Origin of the sequence: Micromonospora sp. AMSO31t (genome assembly GCF_008868175.1) — a bacterium.
Lineage (GTDB): Bacteria > Actinomycetota > Actinomycetes > Mycobacteriales > Micromonosporaceae > Micromonospora.
The window spans coordinates 1-18,820 of record NZ_WBKT01000109.1; the positions used below are offsets into that span (position 1 = coordinate 1).

General features: G+C 72.9%; 17 protein-coding genes, 1 tRNA gene and 1 pseudogene. 9 read left to right on the top strand and 10 right to left on the bottom strand.

The window, feature by feature from the left end:
- Positions 1-1,680, bottom strand: a 1,680-nt coding sequence (locus tag F8274_RS21635) for a metallophosphoesterase (protein ID WP_151464200.1), incomplete at its 3' end; no start/stop codon positions are given.
- A 133-nt stretch (positions 1,681-1,813) separates the two neighbouring features.
- On the opposite strand from F8274_RS21635, the gene F8274_RS21640 reads away from it, so the two are divergent.
- Positions 1,814-1,887, top strand: a tRNA-Thr gene (locus F8274_RS21640).
- Positions 1,888-1,977: 90 nt separating this feature from the next.
- On the opposite strand, the gene F8274_RS31320 is transcribed toward F8274_RS21640, so the two are convergent.
- Positions 1,978-2,937: a CPBP family intramembrane glutamic endopeptidase gene (locus F8274_RS31320; protein WP_225853904.1), complete on the bottom strand. Its 960-nt coding sequence runs from the start codon at positions 2,935-2,937 to the stop codon at positions 1,978-1,980.
- A gap of 371 nt (positions 2,938-3,308) precedes the next feature.
- A complete protein-coding gene (locus F8274_RS21655) occupies positions 3,309-3,872 on the bottom strand; it encodes a hypothetical protein (protein WP_225853905.1) in 564 nt (187 codons plus the stop codon).
- Between the two features lie 413 nt (positions 3,873-4,285).
- Between F8274_RS21655 and F8274_RS21660 the strand changes: the two genes are divergently transcribed.
- The gene (locus tag F8274_RS21660) at positions 4,286-4,573 is read left to right on the top strand and encodes a hypothetical protein (protein ID WP_151464201.1); all 288 of its coding nucleotides are present in this window, start codon (positions 4,286-4,288) and stop codon (positions 4,571-4,573) included.
- Between the two features lie 134 nt (positions 4,574-4,707).
- On the opposite strand, the gene F8274_RS21665 is transcribed toward F8274_RS21660, so the two are convergent.
- The 3 genes and pseudogenes from F8274_RS21665 to F8274_RS21675 form a co-directional block, all read right to left on the bottom strand.
- Entirely contained in the window at positions 4,708-5,292 is a 585-nt protein-coding gene (locus F8274_RS21665; protein WP_151464202.1) for an N-acetyltransferase, read from the bottom strand.
- A 365-nt stretch (positions 5,293-5,657) separates the two neighbouring features.
- Positions 5,658-6,107: pseudogene (locus F8274_RS32035) on the bottom strand (SRPBCC family protein); the annotation flags it as partial.
- Positions 6,108-6,190: 83 nt separating this feature from the next.
- On the bottom strand, positions 6,191-6,811 hold the full coding sequence (locus F8274_RS21675) for a pyridoxamine 5'-phosphate oxidase family protein (RefSeq protein WP_151464204.1): 621 nt from the start codon (positions 6,809-6,811) through the stop codon (positions 6,191-6,193).
- A 165-nt stretch (positions 6,812-6,976) separates the two neighbouring features.
- Between F8274_RS21675 and F8274_RS21680 the strand changes: the two genes are divergently transcribed.
- The 3 genes from F8274_RS21680 (at position 6,977) to F8274_RS21690 (ending at position 9,241) form a co-directional block, all read left to right on the top strand.
- On the top strand, positions 6,977-7,483 hold the full coding sequence (locus F8274_RS21680) for a DUF2231 domain-containing protein (RefSeq protein WP_151464205.1): 507 nt from the start codon (positions 6,977-6,979) through the stop codon (positions 7,481-7,483).
- Positions 7,480-8,019 (top strand): Hsp20/alpha crystallin family protein, encoded by a 540-nt coding sequence (locus F8274_RS21685; protein WP_151464206.1) that lies wholly within the window; start codon positions 7,480-7,482, stop codon positions 8,017-8,019. Before F8274_RS21680 ends, F8274_RS21685 begins: the two co-directional genes overlap by 4 nt.
- Before the next feature lie 130 nt (positions 8,020-8,149).
- Positions 8,150-9,241, top strand: a complete 1,092-nt coding sequence (locus tag F8274_RS21690) for a glycosyltransferase family 9 protein (RefSeq protein ID WP_192579923.1) — start codon at positions 8,150-8,152, stop codon at positions 9,239-9,241.
- 4 nt (positions 9,242-9,245) lie between these two features.
- On the opposite strand, the gene F8274_RS21695 is transcribed toward F8274_RS21690, so the two are convergent.
- Both F8274_RS21695 and rfaE2 read right to left on the bottom strand, forming a co-directional pair.
- Positions 9,246-10,124: a glycosyltransferase family A protein gene (locus F8274_RS21695; RefSeq protein WP_151464207.1), complete on the bottom strand. Its 879-nt coding sequence runs from the start codon at positions 10,122-10,124 to the stop codon at positions 9,246-9,248.
- A complete protein-coding gene (gene rfaE2 / locus F8274_RS21700; RefSeq protein WP_151464208.1) occupies positions 10,121-11,968 on the bottom strand; it encodes a D-glycero-beta-D-manno-heptose 1-phosphate adenylyltransferase in 1,848 nt (615 codons plus the stop codon). Before rfaE2 ends, F8274_RS21695 begins: the two co-directional genes overlap by 4 nt.
- Positions 11,969-12,089: 121 nt before the next feature.
- Here rfaE2 and F8274_RS21705 point away from each other — a divergent pair, with 121 nt between their 5' ends.
- Complete coding sequence (locus F8274_RS21705) at positions 12,090-12,638, top strand: type 1 glutamine amidotransferase domain-containing protein (RefSeq protein WP_151464209.1); 549 nt, start codon at positions 12,090-12,092, stop codon at positions 12,636-12,638.
- A gap of 53 nt (positions 12,639-12,691) precedes the next feature.
- Entirely contained in the window at positions 12,692-14,365 is a 1,674-nt protein-coding gene (locus F8274_RS21710) for an MDR family MFS transporter (protein ID WP_151464210.1), read from the top strand.
- Positions 14,366-14,383: 18 nt separating this feature from the next.
- Here F8274_RS21710 and F8274_RS21715 read toward each other — a convergent pair whose 3' ends face one another.
- On the bottom strand, positions 14,384-15,283 hold the full coding sequence (locus tag F8274_RS21715; RefSeq protein WP_151464211.1) for a LysR family transcriptional regulator: 900 nt from the start codon (positions 15,281-15,283) through the stop codon (positions 14,384-14,386).
- Between the two features lie 84 nt (positions 15,284-15,367).
- Between F8274_RS21715 and F8274_RS21720 the strand changes: the two genes are divergently transcribed.
- Positions 15,368-16,264, top strand: a complete 897-nt coding sequence (locus F8274_RS21720) for a DMT family transporter (protein ID WP_225853906.1) — start codon at positions 15,368-15,370, stop codon at positions 16,262-16,264.
- On the opposite strand, the gene F8274_RS21725 is transcribed toward F8274_RS21720, so the two are convergent.
- Positions 16,257-16,748 carry an NUDIX domain-containing protein gene (locus F8274_RS21725; protein WP_151464212.1) on the bottom strand — a complete coding sequence of 164 codons (492 nt, stop codon included), beginning with the start codon at positions 16,746-16,748 and terminating at the stop codon, positions 16,257-16,259. The genes F8274_RS21720 and F8274_RS21725 overlap by 8 nt on opposite strands.
- A gap of 84 nt (positions 16,749-16,832) precedes the next feature.
- Between F8274_RS21725 and F8274_RS21730 the strand changes: the two genes are divergently transcribed.
- Complete coding sequence (locus F8274_RS21730; RefSeq protein WP_151464213.1) at positions 16,833-18,482, top strand: fatty acid--CoA ligase; 1,650 nt, start codon at positions 16,833-16,835, stop codon at positions 18,480-18,482.
- Positions 18,483-18,820: the final 338 nt, after the last annotated feature.

Genomic DNA, 18,820 nt, shown 5'->3' on the forward strand with positions numbered 1-18,820 from the left:
GATCCAGCTTGCGGTGGGGGACTGGTCGGGGTTCAGTTGCCAGGAGTGGGAGATCTTGTCGACGGCGATCGGATAGACCGTCAGCGTGCCGTCCGGGTCGATGCGGAGGCGGAGGAACGACTTCGAGTCCTCGATGCCCTGGCCGGCGAAGAGCTCGTTGACGTTCACCCCGAACGACCCCGCCACCAGCAGGTAGAGCGCCACCAGCTGGCTGGCGACCAGCCCGCTCACCGGCCCGTACAGGACGGCGGCGGCGACCGCCGGCAGCGGCCACGGCCAGTCGTAGAACGGCAGTTGCAGCCAGAGCCAGGTGCCGCCGGCGGCCAGCGCCACGTGGGCCAGCCCGTGCGTCACGCCGAGGATCCAGTGCCGGGCGTGCCGCTTCCCACCGGAGGTGGGCGGCTTGGCGAAGAACGCCGCACCCAGCAGCGTCACCGCCAGCATGATCACCAGCGGCACGCTGAACAGCCGCTGCTCGGTGGTGCCGGCGTGATTGCCCGCCACCCCGGCCATGGCCAGCATCAGCAGCGTGTGCAGAGTGCCCAGCAGGGTGGTGAAACCCGGGTTGCGGAACGGCAGCCGGGCGAAGATCCCCCAGCCGTACCGCCGGGAGCGGGCCTTGTCCGGATAGCGGGCGGCCAGGTCGTACTCGCGGGTGCGGCTGGACCGCCGGGCCAGGGTGTCCCGCGGCGGCACCTCCAGCCGCTCGGGCAACTGGTGCGTGGGGTAGAGGTAGGCGCCGCCGCCCCCGCAGGTGATGAGCTGCCGCTCCGGGCCGGTGTAGCGGGCGTAGTGGTGCAGGTCGCCGGAGACCAGGAGCCGCACCTGCGCGCCGGTGGGCGCGACGATCGTACGGATGAAGTAGTCGATCGAGTCGTAGGCCGTCGGATGGTCGTGGGCCTTGACCCACGTCGGTGCCGGCACCGCCAGGATCACCTTCGACCGGGGCGTGAGCTTCCGGGCCACCTCGTCGAAGTAGGTGAGCTGCGGGTCGTCCAGGTACGACCCGGACTGGTCGTCGAGGCCGAGCAGCCACCAGTCCGCCGGCAACTCCACGGCGAAGTACGAGCGGGACTGGCCGGTGCCCCAGCCCGCGAAGTGCCGGTCCCGGGAACGGACGAACAGCCGCAGGAACGCGGTCAGGCCGTCGTACCAGTCGTGGTTGCCCGGCACCGCGAACAGCGTCGGCCGCTGCGGCGGCGCAACCGGGAGCGCGGCCTGGTACGGCCCCTTGCACCGGTCCTCGTACGCCTCGTAGGCCGCCGACGGGTAGACCTGGTCGCCCCCCATCACCAGGGTCTGCGCCCGGGGCAGCCGGTGGCCCTCGACCTCCAGCTCCGGCTGGGCGAGCAGGTACGCCACCGAGTACGTGGCGTCGAAGCCGTCGCCCAGGTCGGCCACGTAGTCCAGCCAGAGCCCGCCGTCCGGCCCCACCTGCCGGAACGTGTCGTCGCCGAACGCGTTCTGCAACTCGCGCTTGTCCAGGTACGCCCCGAACAGCATCGCCAGCAGGGTCCGCAGCCCGGTGCTGATGAGCAGCAGCGGTGCGAGCCACGGCACCGGCTTGCGTGGGGTGAACCCCAGCTCCAGGGGGTCCAGGCTGCGCGGGCGCCGGCTGGCCCGCTCGCCCGGGTGCGACTCGGGGATCGGCTGCTGCGGCGGCACGTGATCGTCACTCACCCGCCGCAGGGTAGTCCCGACCGGCCGCGAAGTCTCTCCCGCGCACGTGCCGAAACTCCCGGATGTCCGGTTCCGAGGTCAGGGGGATCCCGTTCGGCGTCCGGGGAGGTGTGCCGTACACTTGACGATCGTTGCCGCCTTAGCTCAGTCGGCTAGAGCGACGCACTCGTAATGCGTAGGTCGACGGTTCGATTCCGTCAGGCGGCTCGGTGAAGAAGCCCAGGTCAACGACCTGGGCTTCGCCGTTTCCCGAGGTCGATCACGCCGCTGCTGGCAAGGTCGAGTCCCTAGAATTCGTCACGCGGTGCCCGTGGCCGCTGGCACCTCGAAGCGGGCGCCAGCTACCACTGGCTCGGCAGATGTTCGGTTCGCAGGGATCCATCCAGGTCGGTGTCGCGCGACCAGGTGGAGGGCGGCCAGGACGCAGGCCATGTAGATGAGGTCACCACCCAGCAGAATGAGTGTCGCGCCGAGGGGTGCGTCCGCGGCGGTGGTGTCGTCGGCGACGTCCAGACCGCCGGTGGCCGCTGTGGCGACGAAGGCGAGCAGGTTGGTGGCGGCGTGTGCGGCGATGGACACCTCGAGACCGCCGGTCCGGATGACCAGCAGCGCCCAGATGACGGCACCGATGAACAGTGCGGCGAACCCGGACCAGGTGCCGAGACCGTGCATCAGGGTGAACACGAGGGCTGAGCCGAGGATGCCGACCCACCGGTGGTACGCCCCGAGGGCTTGCAGGAGGAACCCGCGGGCCGCGTACTCCTCGCCGGCTGCCTGTAGCGGGACCAGGATGACGAGCAGCACCGTGATCCCGAGGAACCGCCACGGGTCGATCGTCAGCCGGAGGCCGGTCACGCCGTCGTAGGTCAGGATCAGTGTCCCCAGGACCAGGGTGGCCACGGCCGCGGCGATGCCTCCGCATACGGCGAACCATCGCCAGCGCAGGCGACCGGCCACCGAATGCAGCGTCCCGGCCGGGCGTCGTTGCACCAGTCGCGCGACGCCCAGGGTGACCGGGATGAACAGGGCGAGGGAAGCCAGCGCCAACATGTTGTCCAGGAGGGGACTGCCGAGCGAGGCGCTGTCGTCGATGCCTCCGCCGAGCGCCCACGTCACGGTGACCGCGCCGGCCGCCAGCCCGCACAGCGTCGTGGCGGCGACCAGTACCGCGGCCAGCACGGCAACGGGTGGCATCCACCATCGATGCAGGCCCAGTCGCGCCAACCGCTCGTAGGTCAGGCCTTCCTCGACCTTCACCGGCTAGATCCCTGGTCCGTCAGGTCGATTGTGGTCACCCGACGGGGAATTCCGCTTACCGCTGACGTTTCCGATCCAGTCCGCAGCGACGGACAGCAGCAGGACACAAATTCCGAACAGGGAGTAGGTGGGGTCGTGACCGAGCATGACCGATGCCGCTGCGGCAATCCCCACGCACACCGCCAGTAGGGCGGTGCGGACCATCCACCGCCGTGCCGGCGATAGCGAGTTCAGCATGGTTTCCGTATTCCTGCCCCGGCCGACGATGGTCGTCGTCGGCCTTTGTCGTCAATCATCGCATGCCCGGTGAGCCGGGGAGGTGGCCCGCCTGCGCCCGCGGACGGACCACCCCGACATGTCGCACGTGGTGGTCAGAGGTTGGCGACGCAACCTGCTCCGGCGATGGCGACCGCCATCTTGACGTCCGCGGCGAGGGCCGCCGGGTCGCTGCCGTAGGACCTGTACAGCGCGGTCGCCGCGCCTGCGGAGCACTGCCCCGCCTTGTACCAGGCCCACTTCCCCGACCTCTTCGCGATGTCGACGATCTGCCCCCAGTACTTCTTGACGAACTTCAGGATCGTGCTGGGGATGCCGAACGCCTCCGCGCCCGAGACGCCCGTCGCCGCACCGTCCTGGTTCAAGCCGTTGAATACCTCAACGCTGTGTTGCAGCGCCGCAAGAGACTGAGCATCGAGGTTGCCGGCGACCCGAACCGGAACGTTCAAGTGGAGGTTGCCCGCACGGTCCGTGACGAGGTAGGGCTCGACCGCCTCGACCGTCGCAGCGAAGGTGCTCGGGTCTCGCCCTGCCGCCGTGACCACCGGGTCGGCAACGACAGCGCCGCTCGCCTGGGACGCTCGTGCCGGCATGCTGGCGTTCTCGGACGCTGCTGCCGTGCCGGCGAAGCCGAAGACCGAGGCGACCACTGTCGCCACGAGGATCCCTACTGCTCTGTTCAATCGCACCGATTGCCTCCTCGAACCTGGCGTCAACGAGGGGAGACGGCACATTGAATGTGCATTGCACTGCACGCGCGTGTTTGCAACGGCACGACGGCCTGGAATGGCAAGCGCACTGGAAAACCGCATCCCCCGTTGATGCAGCAGTGTTGATCACTGCCGGGAGGGAAGGTAGGACACCTGCGTAGCCCATTGCCACGTTCCTGTCGCGAGCGCGACAGTGTGTCAAGTGTTGCCTCGATCGATCCCACTGAACACCGTCATCCATTCACCGGCCCATTGAGCTGGCACATTGACCAACATCGCGGTCGGTTGCGGTCGCAAATATGTGCACCTGATCGCACAAGCGCGTAACAACTAGTTGTTGGGCTGAGGATGGGAACGGGCGCATGCTGGTGGACGTGAGTCAAGAGGTGATCTGCCGGAACCCGGTGCTGCGGTCGGACGCCGCGGTGCTTGTCGGACTGCTGGCCGAGCTCGAAGGGCGTGTCTGGGCCGACCTCCTCCCGCGAGAGTTCGTCGACAAGGTGCAAGCCCGGTTCGTGCGTGCGGGCCACCTGCCGCAGGCCGCAGGAGACTACGAACTGAGACAGGCATTGAACGACATGAACCACCCCATGCGCTACGCGCTGGGTGAGTACGACGCGCCACCACAGCCGACCGAGCTGCCGCGCTGAACCAGCGGCCCGCGGCCGGCCCGCCGGCCACGCTGACCAGCACGATGATCTCGTTCCGGCGCGTGACCGCCCGTGCCTCGGCCTGGCTCGCGTTCAACCGGGAGATCGGCGGGTTGAGCTGGAGTTGACCGCGGTCAGGCCGGCTGTCGCATGATCCAGGTGGGCAACGGGTCGGCGACCTGGCGGACCACCTGCCAGCCGGCCCGGCGGTAGATCTCGACGTTGGCGGGGTTGCTGGTCTCCAGCACCGCCGGCAGCCCGTCCGCCGCGGCCCGGCGCAGCCCGGCCCGCATGACGGCGTGGCCCCAGCGCCGGCCGGCGCTGCCGGGGTGGGTGCCGAGCACCCCGAGGTACCAGAAGGGGTCGGCGGGCAGCGCGGCGTGGACGGCCTCGTCGTAGGCGCGCACCCGGGCCAGCGCGTCGGCGGGCAGGTGGGCGGCGAGCGAGTCGACCGGCTGCGGCTCCGACGGGACGGGTGGCTCCCAGATCGCCACCGAGGCGCCCCCGCCGATCGTCCAGATGGTCTCCCGCCTGACCCGCTTGTCGAAGAGGTGCCCGAAGAAGGCGGCAGCGTGCCGGGGGTAGCTGGCCGGGTCGGGGAAGAGGTGGGTCAGGACGGGGTCGGCGGCGAAGGCGGCGACCAGCGAGTCGATCACCCGCCCGCGGTCCGCCGGGGTGGCGACGGTGATCTCCGGTGGGCGCGGTCCGAGGTCGGTCACGGGCGGCAACGATACGCGCGACACGAAGCGAGCCCGGCGGGCACGGCACTGGGCCGGTCCACCGGGCTCGCTCCGGCAGGGAGGTGACAGGTCTAGAGGGCGCGGCGCGGGTCCGCCGGGTCGGGCGGGAAGGCGGCGCTCCGCTGGGTGGGGACGTCGGTCGCCACGTACCCGGTCTCGGGTTCCGGGGTGGGTGCCTCGTCGCTGTCCGCGCGGTGCTTGGCCGCCGCGGCGGCCGCTGCCGCTGCCGCGCCCGCGGCGACCGCGCCGGCCGCGACCGCCGTGGCCGAGACGCCGGCCTTGCCGTCGTCGCCGCGCGAGGACGCCGCGTGCTCCACGCCGGGCGTGCCGAGGGTACGGCCCTCGTCGACGGTGCCGCGCCAGGCGCCCGTCTCCGCGCCCCGGCTCTCGATGTACGACTTGAACTTCGCCAGGTCGGCCTCGGCCCGCTTCTCCACGAGGTGCAGCTTGTCGCCGGCCTTCTCGACCAGCCCCTCCGGCTCGTACTCGAGGGAGAGCCGGACCTGGGTGCGGTCGGTGCCGATCGACTGGAAGTGGACGGCGCCGGCGTTGGTGGCGCCGCTGGTGGCGGCCCAGGCGACCGTGCGGTCCGGGACCTGCTCCAGGACCTTGGCCTCCCACTCGCACTTCACGCCGGCGATCTCGGCGACCCAGTGCATCCGCCGGTCGTCGAGCTGGCGCACCTCCTGCACGCCACCCATGAACCGGGGGAACTCCTCGAACTGGGTCCACTGGTTGTACGCGGTGCTGACCGGCACGTCGACTTCGATGGACTTCTCGACCTTCGTCGCCATGAGCACTCCTTGTCGTTCAGTGGTCTGCACCGAAATCCGTACCCCAGGGAGGCGGCCCAATCGAACGAAAGGCGTGAGGAGGATCAGACGTAGAGGTGGCGGACGTAGTCCGGGCCGTAGTGGCGTTCCAGGTCGGCGAGGTTCTCCGTCGGCGCCTCGACCTCCTTGACCAGCCGGGCGCGGGTGGGCAGCGCGTCGGGCTGCCAGGTCTCCGGCTGCCACAGCTCGGAGCGGAAGAACGCCTTCGCGCAGTGGTAGAAGATCTGCTCGATGGCCACCTCGACGGCGAGCACCGGGCGGTGTCCCTTGACCACCATGTCGGCGAAGTACGGCGCGTCGACCACCAGCCGGGCCCGGCCGTTGATCCGCAGCGTGTCGGTGCGGCCGGGGATCAGGAAGATCAGCCCGACGTGGGGGTTGGCCAGGATGTTGCGGTAGCCGTCGGCCCGCCGGTTGCCGGGCCGCTCCGGGATGGCGATGGTGGTCTCGTCGAGCACCAGGGTGAAGCCGGCCGGGTCACCCTTCGGGGAGACGTCGCAGCTGCCGTCCGCGCCGGCGGTGGCGACCAGGCAGAACGGTGAGGCGGCCAGCCACTCCCGGTCCCGCTGGTGCAGCACCGTGCGCTCCTTGTCCCGCGCCCGCCGCGTCGGCGCGCCCAGCAGGTCGGCCAGTTCCTCCGGGCTGGTGATCTCCCGTGTCGTCACGTCTGCCTCCCCCGTCCGTTGACCTTGACGGCGATTCCGGCCCGGGAACGGCCGGTTTCCGCCATCGTCAGCCTAGGAGAGCGCGTCGACGGCGAGGTTTGCCCCCGGAGCCCACGGGTACGGACTGAGCCGCAGCGCGCCCGGACGCGATCGATGGAGGCGGAGATGGAGAGCCGACTGAAGGTGCTCGGCCATCCCGTGCACCCGATGCTGGTGATGTTCCCGGTGGGCCTCCTCGTGACCGCGGTGATCTTCGACGTGATCGACACCGTGGGCGGGCCGGACTTCCTCGGCGAGGTGGCGTACTGGAACATCACGGTCGGCCTGGTCGGCGGCCTGCTGGCCGCGGCGGCCGGTGCCTTCGACCTGCTCGCCCTGCCCACCGGCACCCGCGCCAAGCGGGTCGGGCTCACCCACGCCGCCGCCAACGTCGCGGTGATCCTGCTCTTCGCCGCGGTCTGGGTGGTCCGGCTCAACGCCGACTCCCGGGCCGCCGGCGGCGCGCTGATCGCCATCGAGGTGGTCGCCGTGGCCATCCTCGGGGTGAGCGCCTGGCTCGGCGGCGAACTGGTGGACCGGTTGGGCGTGGGCGTCGACCCGGAGCACGACCTGAACGCCCCCAGCTCGCTGCGACCCCCTTCGGCGACCCAGCGGATCGGAGACGTGCGATGACGGAACAGGGTGGCGGCGGCCGGGGCTGGCGGGGCCGCCAGCAGGGCTGGGACCCGATGGGCGAGCTGCAGTCGCTGCGCGCCGAGCTGAGCCGCCTGGTCGGGGGCCGCGGCGGCAGCCAGGACGTGGAGCTGAGCGAGGTCGCCGACGGCTGGGAGGTGGTCGTCCGGCTGCCCGGCGTGGCGCCCGAGGAGGTGGCCGTCGAGCTGGACGACCGGGAGCTGTGCGTGCGGGCCCGGTCGGAGGCCGAGGTCAACGCCGACCAGGGCATCCCCGGCGGCTTCACCACCCGGGGCTTCGAATACCGGGTGGACCTGCCGTCCCGGGTGGACCCGGACGGGATCGACGCGGTGATGGACCACGGCCTGCTCCGGGTGCGGCTGCCCCGGGCGGCCCGGCCCGCGCCGCGCACCATCACCGTCGGCCGCACCGGGCCGAGCACGACCCCCGGGGGTACGCGGACCTTCGTCGACCCGGCCGCCGACCGGGAGCTGCACCACCCGGACACCACGGCCGACGAGATCGACCGGCCGTAGGGATGGCGTGACCACCCGGTCCGACGACTCCAGCTCGGCGCGTCTGCCGCCGCGCCGCGACCTGGAGCCGTCGTCCGACAACTCCAGCTCGGCGCGTCTGTCGCCGCGCCGCGACCCGGAGCCGTCGTCGGTGCTCGGCCCGGTCGGCGAGCGCGTCCCCGACGTCGAGCGGATCGCCGTGCTGCGGGCGAACGCGCTCGGCGACTTCATCTTCCTGCTGCCGGCGCTGGAGGCGCTGCGGGCCGCGTACCCGTCGGCGGAGATCGTGCTGCTGGGCGCGCCGTGGCACGCGAAGCTCTGGCGCGACCGCCCCGGCCCGGTGGACCGGGTTCTGGTGGTCCCGCCGGCGCCCGGCATCCGGGAGCCCGGCCCGGACGAGTCGCCGTCCGAGCTGACGGACTTCGTGGCGGCCGCCCGCAAGGAGCGGTTCGACCTGGCCCTGCAACTGCACGGCGGTGGCGCCAACTCCAACCCGATCATCGCCGGGCTGGGCGCCCGGGTCACCGCGGGCCTGCGGGCCGAGGACGCGCCGCCGCTGGACCGCTGGATCCGGTACGTCTACTACCAGCACGAGGTGATCCGCTACCTGGAGGCGGTGGCCCTGGTCGGCGCCGGGGCGGTGACGATCACCCCGGCGCTGGCGGTGACCGACGCCGACCGGGCCGAGGCCCGCGAGGTGCTCGGCGAGCCGACCCGGCCCCGGGTGGCGTTGCATCCGGGGGCCACCGACAGCCGGCGGCGCTGGCCGCCGGAGCGCTTCGGCGAGGTGGCCCGGGCGCTGGCCGGCGACGGGTACGAGGTGCTGGTCACCGGCACCCCCGCCGAGCGGGAGACGGTGGACGAGGTGGTCGCCACGGCGGGCGTACCGGTCCGGCCGCAGGTCGGCACGCTGAGCCTGGGCGGGCTGGCCGCCGTGTACTCCGGCTGCGCGCTGGTGGTCTCCAACGATACCGGCCCGCTGCACCTGGCCGCCGCGGTGGGCGCCCCGACGGTGGGCATCTACTGGATCGGCAACCTGATCAACGGGGCGACCCCGCTGCGCGTCCGGCACCGGCCGATCGCCTCGTGGACCATCCACTGCCCGGTGTGCGGCATCGACTGCACCCGGGACATCTATCCGCACCGGCCGGGCGGCGGGGAGTGCCCGCACCGCGACTCGTTCGTGGCCGACGTGCCGGTGGCCGAGGTGGTCGAGGCGGCCCGCGAGCTGCTGGCCGAGTAGCCGCTCAGGCCGGTTGCGGGGTGTCGGACCCGGCGGCCACGACCTCCCACGCCTCCACCTCGCGCTCGGTCACCGTGGTCGGCGACTCCAGGTGGTAGGCCCCGCTGGGCAGCACGCCGGCGCCGCCGTGCCGCTCCAGCACCGCGAGCTGCGCGGCCACGTCCTCGCCCTGGTGCCGCTCGGGCAGCCGGCGCCAGAAGTCGAAGCCGCCGGAGTCGACCAGCTTGGCCCGGTCGTAGAGCACGCACCCGCCGATCCAGGAGACCTTGTACGCCCGCCACGCCCCGGCCGGCAGCCGCAGCTTCTCGGTGACGTGCAGCAGGTTGGCCGCCGGGTGGATGGACGCCCGCTGCCACTCCGGGCTGCCGGGGCGGATCCGCTCGGGCACCGGCTGCCCTTGCCACTCCTCGTAGTGCCCGTGCGTCTCCGGGCGCACGTCGTCGGCGTAGGAGAGGCCGTGCACGGCGTTGCCGACGAACCCGCAGCCCAGTTCCCGGATGGCGGTGGCCAGGCGGGACAGCGTGCCGGGCTCCAGCCAGACGTCGTCGTCGAGGCAGAGCACGTACCGGGCCGCCGACCGGTCCAGCAGGTAGGCGCGGTGCTCGGCCAGCCCGCGCCGGGGCAGCCGCCGGGTGAGCAGCACCGGGTGGCCCCGGTGGCGCAGCGCCCGGACCATGGTGGCCGCCGCCGGGTGCGCGTACGCGGGGTCGCCGTCGGACTGGTCGCTCACCACCACCCCGAAGTCGGGTACGCCCTCCTGCGCGGCCAGCCCGGAGAGGGTGACGGCCAGTTCGGCGGGCCGGTTGCGGGTGGGGATGAGCACGTCGAGCTGCCGGGGGCGGCGGAACCCGTCGGGCACGCCGGGGTCGAGCGGTCGGTTCACGCCGGCCTGCCCTCGCCGACCGGTGGGACCACCGGATGGGCCCGGATCCGGTCGATGATCGCCGAGGTGGAGCGGTCCGGCACGTACCCGAGGGTGCGCACCTGGCCGCCCAGCCGGCGGACCAGCGGCGCCTCCGGGACCATCTCGGGCGGGTAGTCGCCGCCCTTGACGTAGACGTCGGGGCGGACCGCCTCGATGAGTTTCGCCGGGGAGTCCTCCTCGAAGACCACCACATGGTCGACGCACTCCAGCGCGGCGAGCAGGGCGGTCCGGTCCTCGACCGGGTTGACGGGCCGGTCCGGGCCCTTGAGCCGGCGTACGCTGCCGTCCGAGTTGACGGCCACGATCAGCAGGTCGCCGAGCGCGCGGGCCTGGGTCAGGTAGCGGACGTGCCCGGGGTGCAGCACGTCGAAGCAGCCGTTGGTGAAGACGATCGACCGGCCGGCCCGGCGGTGCTCCGCGACGATCGCGGTCAGCTCCTCGGCGCCCACCTGGGTCGGGCGCCCCACCTCCTCCGGCCCGGTGCCCAGCGCGTCGAGCAGGTCCTCCCGCCGGCACACGCAGGTGCCGGTGTCGGAGACGGTGATGGTCGCGGCGAGCTGGGCGAGCTGCGCGGCGGTCGGCAGGCTCGCCTCCGCGGCCAGCGCCAGGGTCATGGCCGCCAGGTACGCGTCCCCGGCCCCCACGGCGTGGCTGGCCGGGACCGGCGTGCTGTGGCTGCGCCGGGGTTCGCCGTCGGCGCCGCCGACCACGGCGCCCTCGGTGTCCAGGGTCACCGCCACGACGTCCGCGCCGGTGTGCTGGCGCAGCTCGTCGAGGCGCGACTCGGCCAGCACGGCCCGGTCCACGCCCGCGCCGGCCGCCGCGTTGACGGTCACCCCCGTGCCGGTGACGGTGAGGCCGTCCCCGGTGAGCGCGACCCGTTCCTCGGCGGGCGTCGGCTCGCCGGTCGGGCCGGCGACCCCGCCGTCGTGCTCGGCCGTGGGGGCCCCGGAGGTCGGGTGCGGGCTGCCCGGCTCCCGTTCCCCGGCCCCGCCCGGCGCGGCGCCGACGACCAGCTCGGAGGGGCCGTCGGCCGGGTCGGCCAGGTGGTCCAGGTGCAGGTCGGCGGCGGTCGCGCCGCGCGGGGCGTTGCGGTGCCCGCCGCCGAAGCCGGCGGCCGCCCGGGCCAGCAGCCGGGTCGCCTCGGCGAAGCTCGGGGTCACCACGGTCGGGTTGAGGCCGCGCCAGTCGGCCAGGTCGTGCGCGTCGAGCGCCACGGTGGCGTACCGGTCCCGGTTGGCGACCAGCCAGGCGCGCACCCCCGGGGGCAGCGCGCCCAGGCCGTAGTCGCAGACGACCAGGGTGGGCGGCTGCCCGGCGGCCGCCGCCCGCAGCTCCTCCGTGGCGCAGTGCAGCGCGGTCAGCAGGCGGGCCACCCCGTCGTCGTCGAGCGCGTCGTCCGGGTCGCCGGAGTCCTCGCGGAGCAGGATCTGGTTGCCGGCGAGCATCCGCCGCTTCACCGGCGTGGGGCGGCCGGGCTGGTTGACCGTGCGGTCCCAGACGCCGGCCCGGTCGAGGCAGTCGTGCAGCTCGTCACCGGCCACGTCGGCGCCGACCGGGGCGACCAGGGCGGCCCGGCCGCCGAGCGCGGCCACGTTGACCGCGGTGTTCGCCGCCCCGCCGGCGGCGGAGATCCGTCGGCGCAGGGTGAGGACCGGCGCGGGCGCCTCGCGGCAGAGCCGCTCCGACTCCGCGAACCGCCACTCGTCCAGCATGGCGTCGCCGACGACCAGCACGGGACGCCCCTGCCAACCGGCCACGACGGTGGCGAGCCGGCGCTCTTCCGCTGCTGCTCCTGCCATGCCCCTTCGGGTCCCCCGAGCGGGACCGGCCAAACCTGCGGTGCGGGACACCCACGGCGTCCGGTTTCGGCCGGTCACGCCCGGGAACGGGTGCAGGCACACCCCGGAGAGGAGAACCACCATGGCAGCGACACTGCAGGGCAAGCGGATCGCGTTCCTGGCCGCCGACGGCGTCGAGGAGGTCGAGTACGTCAAGCCCCGCGAGGCGGTGGAGAACGCCGGCGCCCGGGTTGAGCTGGTCTCGATCGAGTCCGGTTCGATCCAGGCCTTCAACCACCTGGACCACGGCAAGCAGTACCCGGTCGACGTGACCACCAAGGAGGCGGACGCGGGGGCGTACGACGCGCTGGTGCTGCCCGGCGGCGTGGCGAACCCGGACTTCCTGCGGGCCGACCCGGACGCGGTGCGGTTCGTGAAGGCGTTCTTCGAGGCCGGCAAGCCGGTCGGGGTGATCTGCCACGGCCCGTGGACGCTGGTCGAGGCGGACGTGGTGCGCGGCCGCACGATCACCTCCTGGCCGAGCCTGCGCACCGACCTCACCAACGCCGGCGCGAACTGGGTCGACCAGGAGGTCGTCACCGACAACGGCCTCGTGAGCAGCCGCAAGCCGGACGACCTGCCGGCCTTCTGCGACAAGATCGTCGAGGAGTTCGCCGAGGCAAAGCACTGACACTTCTTCTCCCACCGGGGGCATGATCCGCCCCCGGTGGGAAAGGAAGCGGGATGACAGCCCAGGCCGCTCGTCCCGTGCTGCACGCCCGCCAGATCCGCCTGCTGATGTTCGGCCTGATGACCGGCATGCTGCTGGCGGCGCTCGACCAGACCATCGTCGGGACCGCGTTGCCCACCATCGTGGGCGAGCTGGGCGGGATCAACCACTACTCGTGGGTGGTCACCGCGTACCTGCTGGCCTCCACGGCCTCGACGCCGCTGTACGGCAAGATGGCCGACCTCTACGGGCGCCGCCCGGTCTTCCTCTTCTCGATCGGCACGTTCCTGCTCGGCTCGCTGCTGGCCGGGCTGTCGCAGAACATGACCCAGCTGATCGTCACCCGGGGCGTGCAGGGCATCGGCGCGGGCGGCCTGCTGACGCTGGCGTTCACCATCATCTCGGACGTGGTGCCACCCCGGGAGCGGGGCCGCTACCAGGGCCTGTTCGGCGCGGTCTTCGGCATCTCCTCGGTCGCCGGCCCGCTGGTCGGCGGCTACTTCGCGGAGACCAACTGGCGGTGGATCTTCTACATCAACGTGCCGCTGGCCATCCTCGCCATCGTGGTCTGCTACCACGTCATGCGGCTGGTGCCGTTCCAGCGCCGGGACCACACCGTCGACTGGGTCGGCGCGGGGCTGTTGGTGGCCGGGGTGAGCTGCCTGCTGCTCGCGCTGAGCTGGGGCGGCAACGAGTACGCCTGGGGCTCCGGCGTGATCATCGGGCTGTTCGTGGCCGGCGCGGTGCTCGGCACGCTCTTCGTGCTCCAGGAGGCCCGGGTACGCGAGCCCATCCTGCCGCTGCGGCTGTTCCGCAGCGCCACCTTCGCGCTGGCCAACTCGGCGGGCTTCGTTCTCGGCCTGGTGATGTTCGGGTCGATCATCTTCATCCCGCTCTACCTCCAGATCGTCAAGGGCGCCTCGCCGACCCGCAGCGGCCTGCTCATGCTGCCGATGATGGCCGGCATCATCTTCACCTCGATCATCACCGGGCGGGCCATGAGCCGGATCGGCCGGTACAAGTGGTTCCCGGTGGCCGGCGCGGCCGTGCTGGTCGCCGGCATGCTGCTGTTCCGGCAGCTCCAGGTGGCCACCTCGCTGTGGGCGGCCTTCGGCTACATGGTGGTGATCGGCGTCGGGCTGGGCCTGTGCATGCAGTCGCTGATCCTGGCCGTGCAGAACGCGGTCGACCCGCGGGACCTGGGCGCGGGCACCTCCTCGGCGACGTTCTTCCGGTCGCTGGGCGGCTCGTTCGGCGTGGCCATCCTGGGCGCGGTGCTGTCGTCCCGGCTCACCGGTGAGCTGGCCGGCCGGCTGCCGGGGGCCATCGCCCAGCTCCCGCCGGACCAGCGCGCGGCCGTGGCGGCGAGCGGCGGCGCCAACATCTCGATCAACGACCCGGCGACCGTCCTGGCGCTGCCCGGGCCGGTGCGGGCCGCCATCCAGGCCTCGTTCGTCGAGTCCCTGCACCTGGTCTTCCTGACCACCGGGCTGATCGCCATCCTGGCCGTGCTGGTCACCCTGCTGATGCCGAACGAGCAGCTGCGCGGCGCCGGCCCGCAGGGCTCGACGGGCGGCGCGGACCCGCTCGGCGGCAAGGCGGCCGCCCCGGGTGGCAAGCCGCTCACGAAGGAGTCGAAGGAGGAGGCCGCCGCCGACATGGAGTCCAAGTCCCAGACGATGCTCTGACGCCGGCGCGGCGGTGGGTCACCCGGCGTCGCGTGGCGGGGCGGTGAGCAGGTCGAGGATCAGCGCCAGCGGCGGCCAGGCCGCCCGGCCGCGGCGGGTCACGGCGTAGGCCCGCAGCAGGGCCTGCGGTGCGGTCAGCGGCAGCAGGCGGACGCCGGGCGCGGTGGGCTGGTCGCCGGGGAGCAGACCGATGCCGAGTCCCGCGACGACGAGGTCCTGGACCAGGTCGAGGCTGTCGGCCCGGTGCACGATCCGGGGTTCGAAGCCCGCCATCGAGGCGATGGTCCGGACCACCACCTCGTCGGCCGTGTTGCGCGAGTTGACGATCCAGTCCGCGTCGCGGAACCGGTCGAAGACGGCCGGCGCCTCCGCCGCCGGGTCGGGCGTCGCGCCGGCCGGCACCCCGAGATGCCAGGCCGCCGACCACAGCGGCGTGGCGTCGAGCGCGGGATCCGGCGAGAGCGGGGCCAGGTTGTAGTCGTAGGTCAGCGCGAGGTCGACGTCGTCGGCGGCGAGCGCCGCGTACGCCTCGGCCGGCTCGTGCTCGTGGATGCGGAGGCGCACCCCCGGGTGGTCCGCGGCCAGCCGGGCGGTGAGCGGCAGCAGCGAGCGCCGGACGGCGGTGGCGAAGCCGGCGACGCGTACGGTGCCGGCCGGCTCGGCCCGCGGGTCCAGGTCGAGCCGGGCGGCGTCGACCGCGGCGAGGATCGTCACGGCGTGTTCGGCAAGCCGGCGCCCGGCCGGGGTGAGCCGGACGCGGCGGCCGTGCGGCTCGACCAGTTCGGTGCCCACCTCGCGGGCCAGCACGGCGAGCTGCTGCGACACGGTCGACGTGGTGACGTGCAGCTCGTCGGCGACCTGGCGCATCGAGCCGAGCCGGGCCAGTTCCCGCAGCAGGCGCAGGCGACGCAGGTCCATGGGAGCGATTGTTCACGATCACCGAATGTTTCGTCCGGGATTGGCACGTGGACGTGAGCGGTGCGGACCGGTTCTACTGTCCGCATGAGCACCGTGACTCCGGCCCGCGCCGGCACCACCATGGCCGTCGCCGCGATGACCTGCGTCCAGCTCGGGCTGGCCGCGTCGGTGGGGCTCTTCGACCGGGTCGGTCCGGAGGGCGCCGCTTGGCTGCGCCTGGCCTGGGCCGGGGTGCTGCTGGCGGTCGTGGTGCGGCCCCGCCCGTCGGCCTTCACCCGCTCCGCCCTGTGGGCCTGCGTGGCGCTCGGCGTCGTGACGGCCGGCGTCACCATGCTGTTCATGGCGGCGGTGGCCCGGCTGCCGCTGGGCACGGCCAGCGCGCTGGAGTTCCTCGGGCCGCTGGGCGTGGCCGTGGCGCGTGGCCGGGGCGGCGCCAAGGTCTGGCCGGCGCTCGCGGCGGTCGGGGTGCTGCTGCTCACCGAGCCGTGGCACGGCGGCGCCGACCCGGTCGGGGTGGCGTACGCCCTCGGGGCGGGGGCCTGCTGGGCCGCGTACATCCTGCTCACCCAGCGGGTGGGGGACGAGGTCTCGGGCATCCGCGGCCTGGCGGTCTCCATGCCGGTGGCCGCCCTGGTCGCCACCGTGGTGGCCGGCCCGTCGGTGTTCGGCGACCTGACCTGGCCGGTGCTCCTGGCCGGCCTGGGGCTGGCCGTGCTGCTGCCCGTCGTGCCGTTCGTGCTGGAAATGCTGGCGCTGCGCCGGCTCACCACGGCCGCGTTCGGCACACTCATGAGCCTGGAGCCCGCCATCGCCCTGGTGGTCGGCCTGGTCGCGCTGGGTCAGGTGCCGGGCGTCGGCGCGGTGGCCGGCATCGCCTTCGTGGTGGTGGCCGGTATCGGCGCGGAACGGTCCGGTGCCCGGTCGAGCCAGGCCGGGGCGGCCCCCGACGAGCGGCCCGTGGCGGCCGGCGCCGTCACTTGAGGATGAGGCGGTTGGTCTGCTCGAAGACGTCCAGGTCGGCGAGGGTCTCGATGACGCTGCCGGAGAGCGGGGTGGGCAGCTCCTCCGGGTGGAAGAAGCCCGCGTCGGTCGTCTCGTCGGTCATCCGGGCCAGCTCGCCGTCCCACTCCTCGACCCGGAACGCCGTGGTGAAGACCTGGTAGGTGTGCCCGTACATGTTGGTGCTGGTGAAGTCGGGGCCGGTGTAGAGGGCGAACGCGCAGACCCGCAACGCGCGCAGGCCGGTCTCCTCGCGGACCTCCCGGACGGCGCAGTCGGCGATCGACTCGCCCAGCTCCATGGCGCCGGCCGGCAGCGCCCACTGGCCGTTGTCCGAGCGTTGGATCAGCAGCACCCGGGCGGCGTTGTCGCGCACCACGGCGCGGGCGCCGACGAACATCAGGGTGCGGTCACCGGCCAGGGCCCGGAGCTGGCCCACGTACGAGTCGGCCCACGAGATGCTCACCCGGACAATCTACGCAGCTTCCCCGGCCGGCTCGGCCGTTCCGGGGGTTCCGCTCGTGTGACCGGCGACACTACGTTGTTACCCATGCGTAGCACGATGATGGACGCCCCGCTCCAGGTCGCCCGGATCCTCGAACACGGCACCACGGTGCACGGCACGGCCGAGGTCGTCACCTGGACCGGCGCCGAGCCCCGTCGGATGACGTACGCCGAGGTCGGCAGGACGGCCGCCCGGCTGGCCCACGCGCTGCGCGACGAGTGCGGGGTGACCGGCGACGAGCGGGTCGCCACCTTCATGTGGAACAACAACGAGCACCTGGTGGCCTACTTCGCGGTGCCGAGCATGGGCGCGGTGCTGCACACCCTCAACATCCGGCTCTTCCCCGACCAGGTCGCCTACATCGCCAACCACGCCGAGGACCGGGTGGTGCTGGTCGACACCACGCTCATCCCGCTGCTGGCCCGGGTGATCGGCGAGATGACCACGGTGCGGCACGTCGTGGTGGTCGGCGGCGGCGACCCGGCCCCGCTGGTGGCCGCGGCCGGCGACCGCATCGCCGTCCACCACTGGGACGCCCTGCTGGCCGACCGGCCGGAGGTCTACGAGTGGCCCGAGGTGGACGAGCGCGACGCCGCCGCGCTCTGCTACACCTCCGGGACGACCGGCAACCCCAAGGGCGTCGCCTACTCGCACCGCTCGATCTACCTGCACTCGCTCCAGGTCTGCATGCCGGAGGGCTTCGGCCTCGGCCCGAAGGACCGCGAGCTGGCCATCGTCCCGATGTTCCACGCGATGTCGTGGGGCCTGCCCTTCGCGGCGTTCCTCTCCGGCGCGTCGCTGATCATGCCGGACCGGTTCCTCCAGGCCGAGCCGATCGCCGCGATGATCGCCGCCGAGCGCCCCACCCTGGCCGGCGCGGTGCCGACCATCTGGACCGACCTGCTGGCCTACCTGGACAGCCACGACGTGGACACCTCCTCGCTGACGGAGGTGATCGTCGGCGGCTCGGCCTGCCCGCCGTCGCTCATGCACGCCTTCCACGACCGGCACGGCATCGAGGTCATCCACGCCTGGGGCATGACCGAGATGTCGCCGCTGGGCTCGGTCTCCCGGCCGCCGGCCGGCGCGACCGGCGAGGCGGCGTGGCGCTACCGCTACACGCAGGGCCGGGTGCCGGCGGGTGTCGCCGCGCGGATCGTCGGCCCGCTGGGCGAGCCGCTGCCCGCCGACGGCACGTCCGTGGGCGAGCTGGAGGTCCGCGGGCCGTGGGTGACCGCCCGGTACGTCGGCGACGACACCCCGGACGAGGAGAAGTTCCGCGACGGCTGGCTGCGGACCGGGGACGTCGGCACGCTCTCGCCGGACGGCTACATCACCCTGACCGACCGCGCCAAGGACGTGATCAAGTCGGGCGGGGAGTGGATCTCCTCGGTCGAGCTGGAGAACGCGCTGATGGCGCACCCGGCGGTGCTGGAGGCGTGCGTGGTGGGCGTGCCGGACGAGCGCTGGGACGAGCGGCCCCTCGCCACCGTGGTGGTCCGGGAGGGCGCCACGGTCACCGCAGAGGAGCTGCGCGAGTTCCTGGCGACGTCGGTGGCGCGCTGGCAACTGCCGGAGCGGTGGGCGTTCATCGATTCGGTGCCGAAGACCAGCGTCGGCAAGTTCGACAAGAAGGTGGTGCGTTCCCGCTACGCGGACGGTGGCCTGGACGTCCGGGAACTGACCGCGCCGTAACACTTTCCGGCGTAGCGTCGCCAGCACGGGTAGGACCTGTTCCTGACGAACATTCCTCCCCAGAGGGCGGCCCCGGCGTTCGCACCGCGCCGGGGCCGCCCGTCCATGCGGGGCGACCCGCAATGTCATTCTCGCGAAACTTGTTCGTCTCTGTCCCGATGATGGCGAAATACGTTTCGCGTTCTCACGTGTCGCTGGTCGTGATGAGCACCTTGCCGACCACCGAGTTTTCCACCGCCTCGTGGGCCGCCCGCGCCGCGTCCAGCGCCACGTTCGCGGTCACCACCACGGCGACCAGCAGCGCCCCCACCGGGTAGGGCGAGCCGGCCACCGTGGCC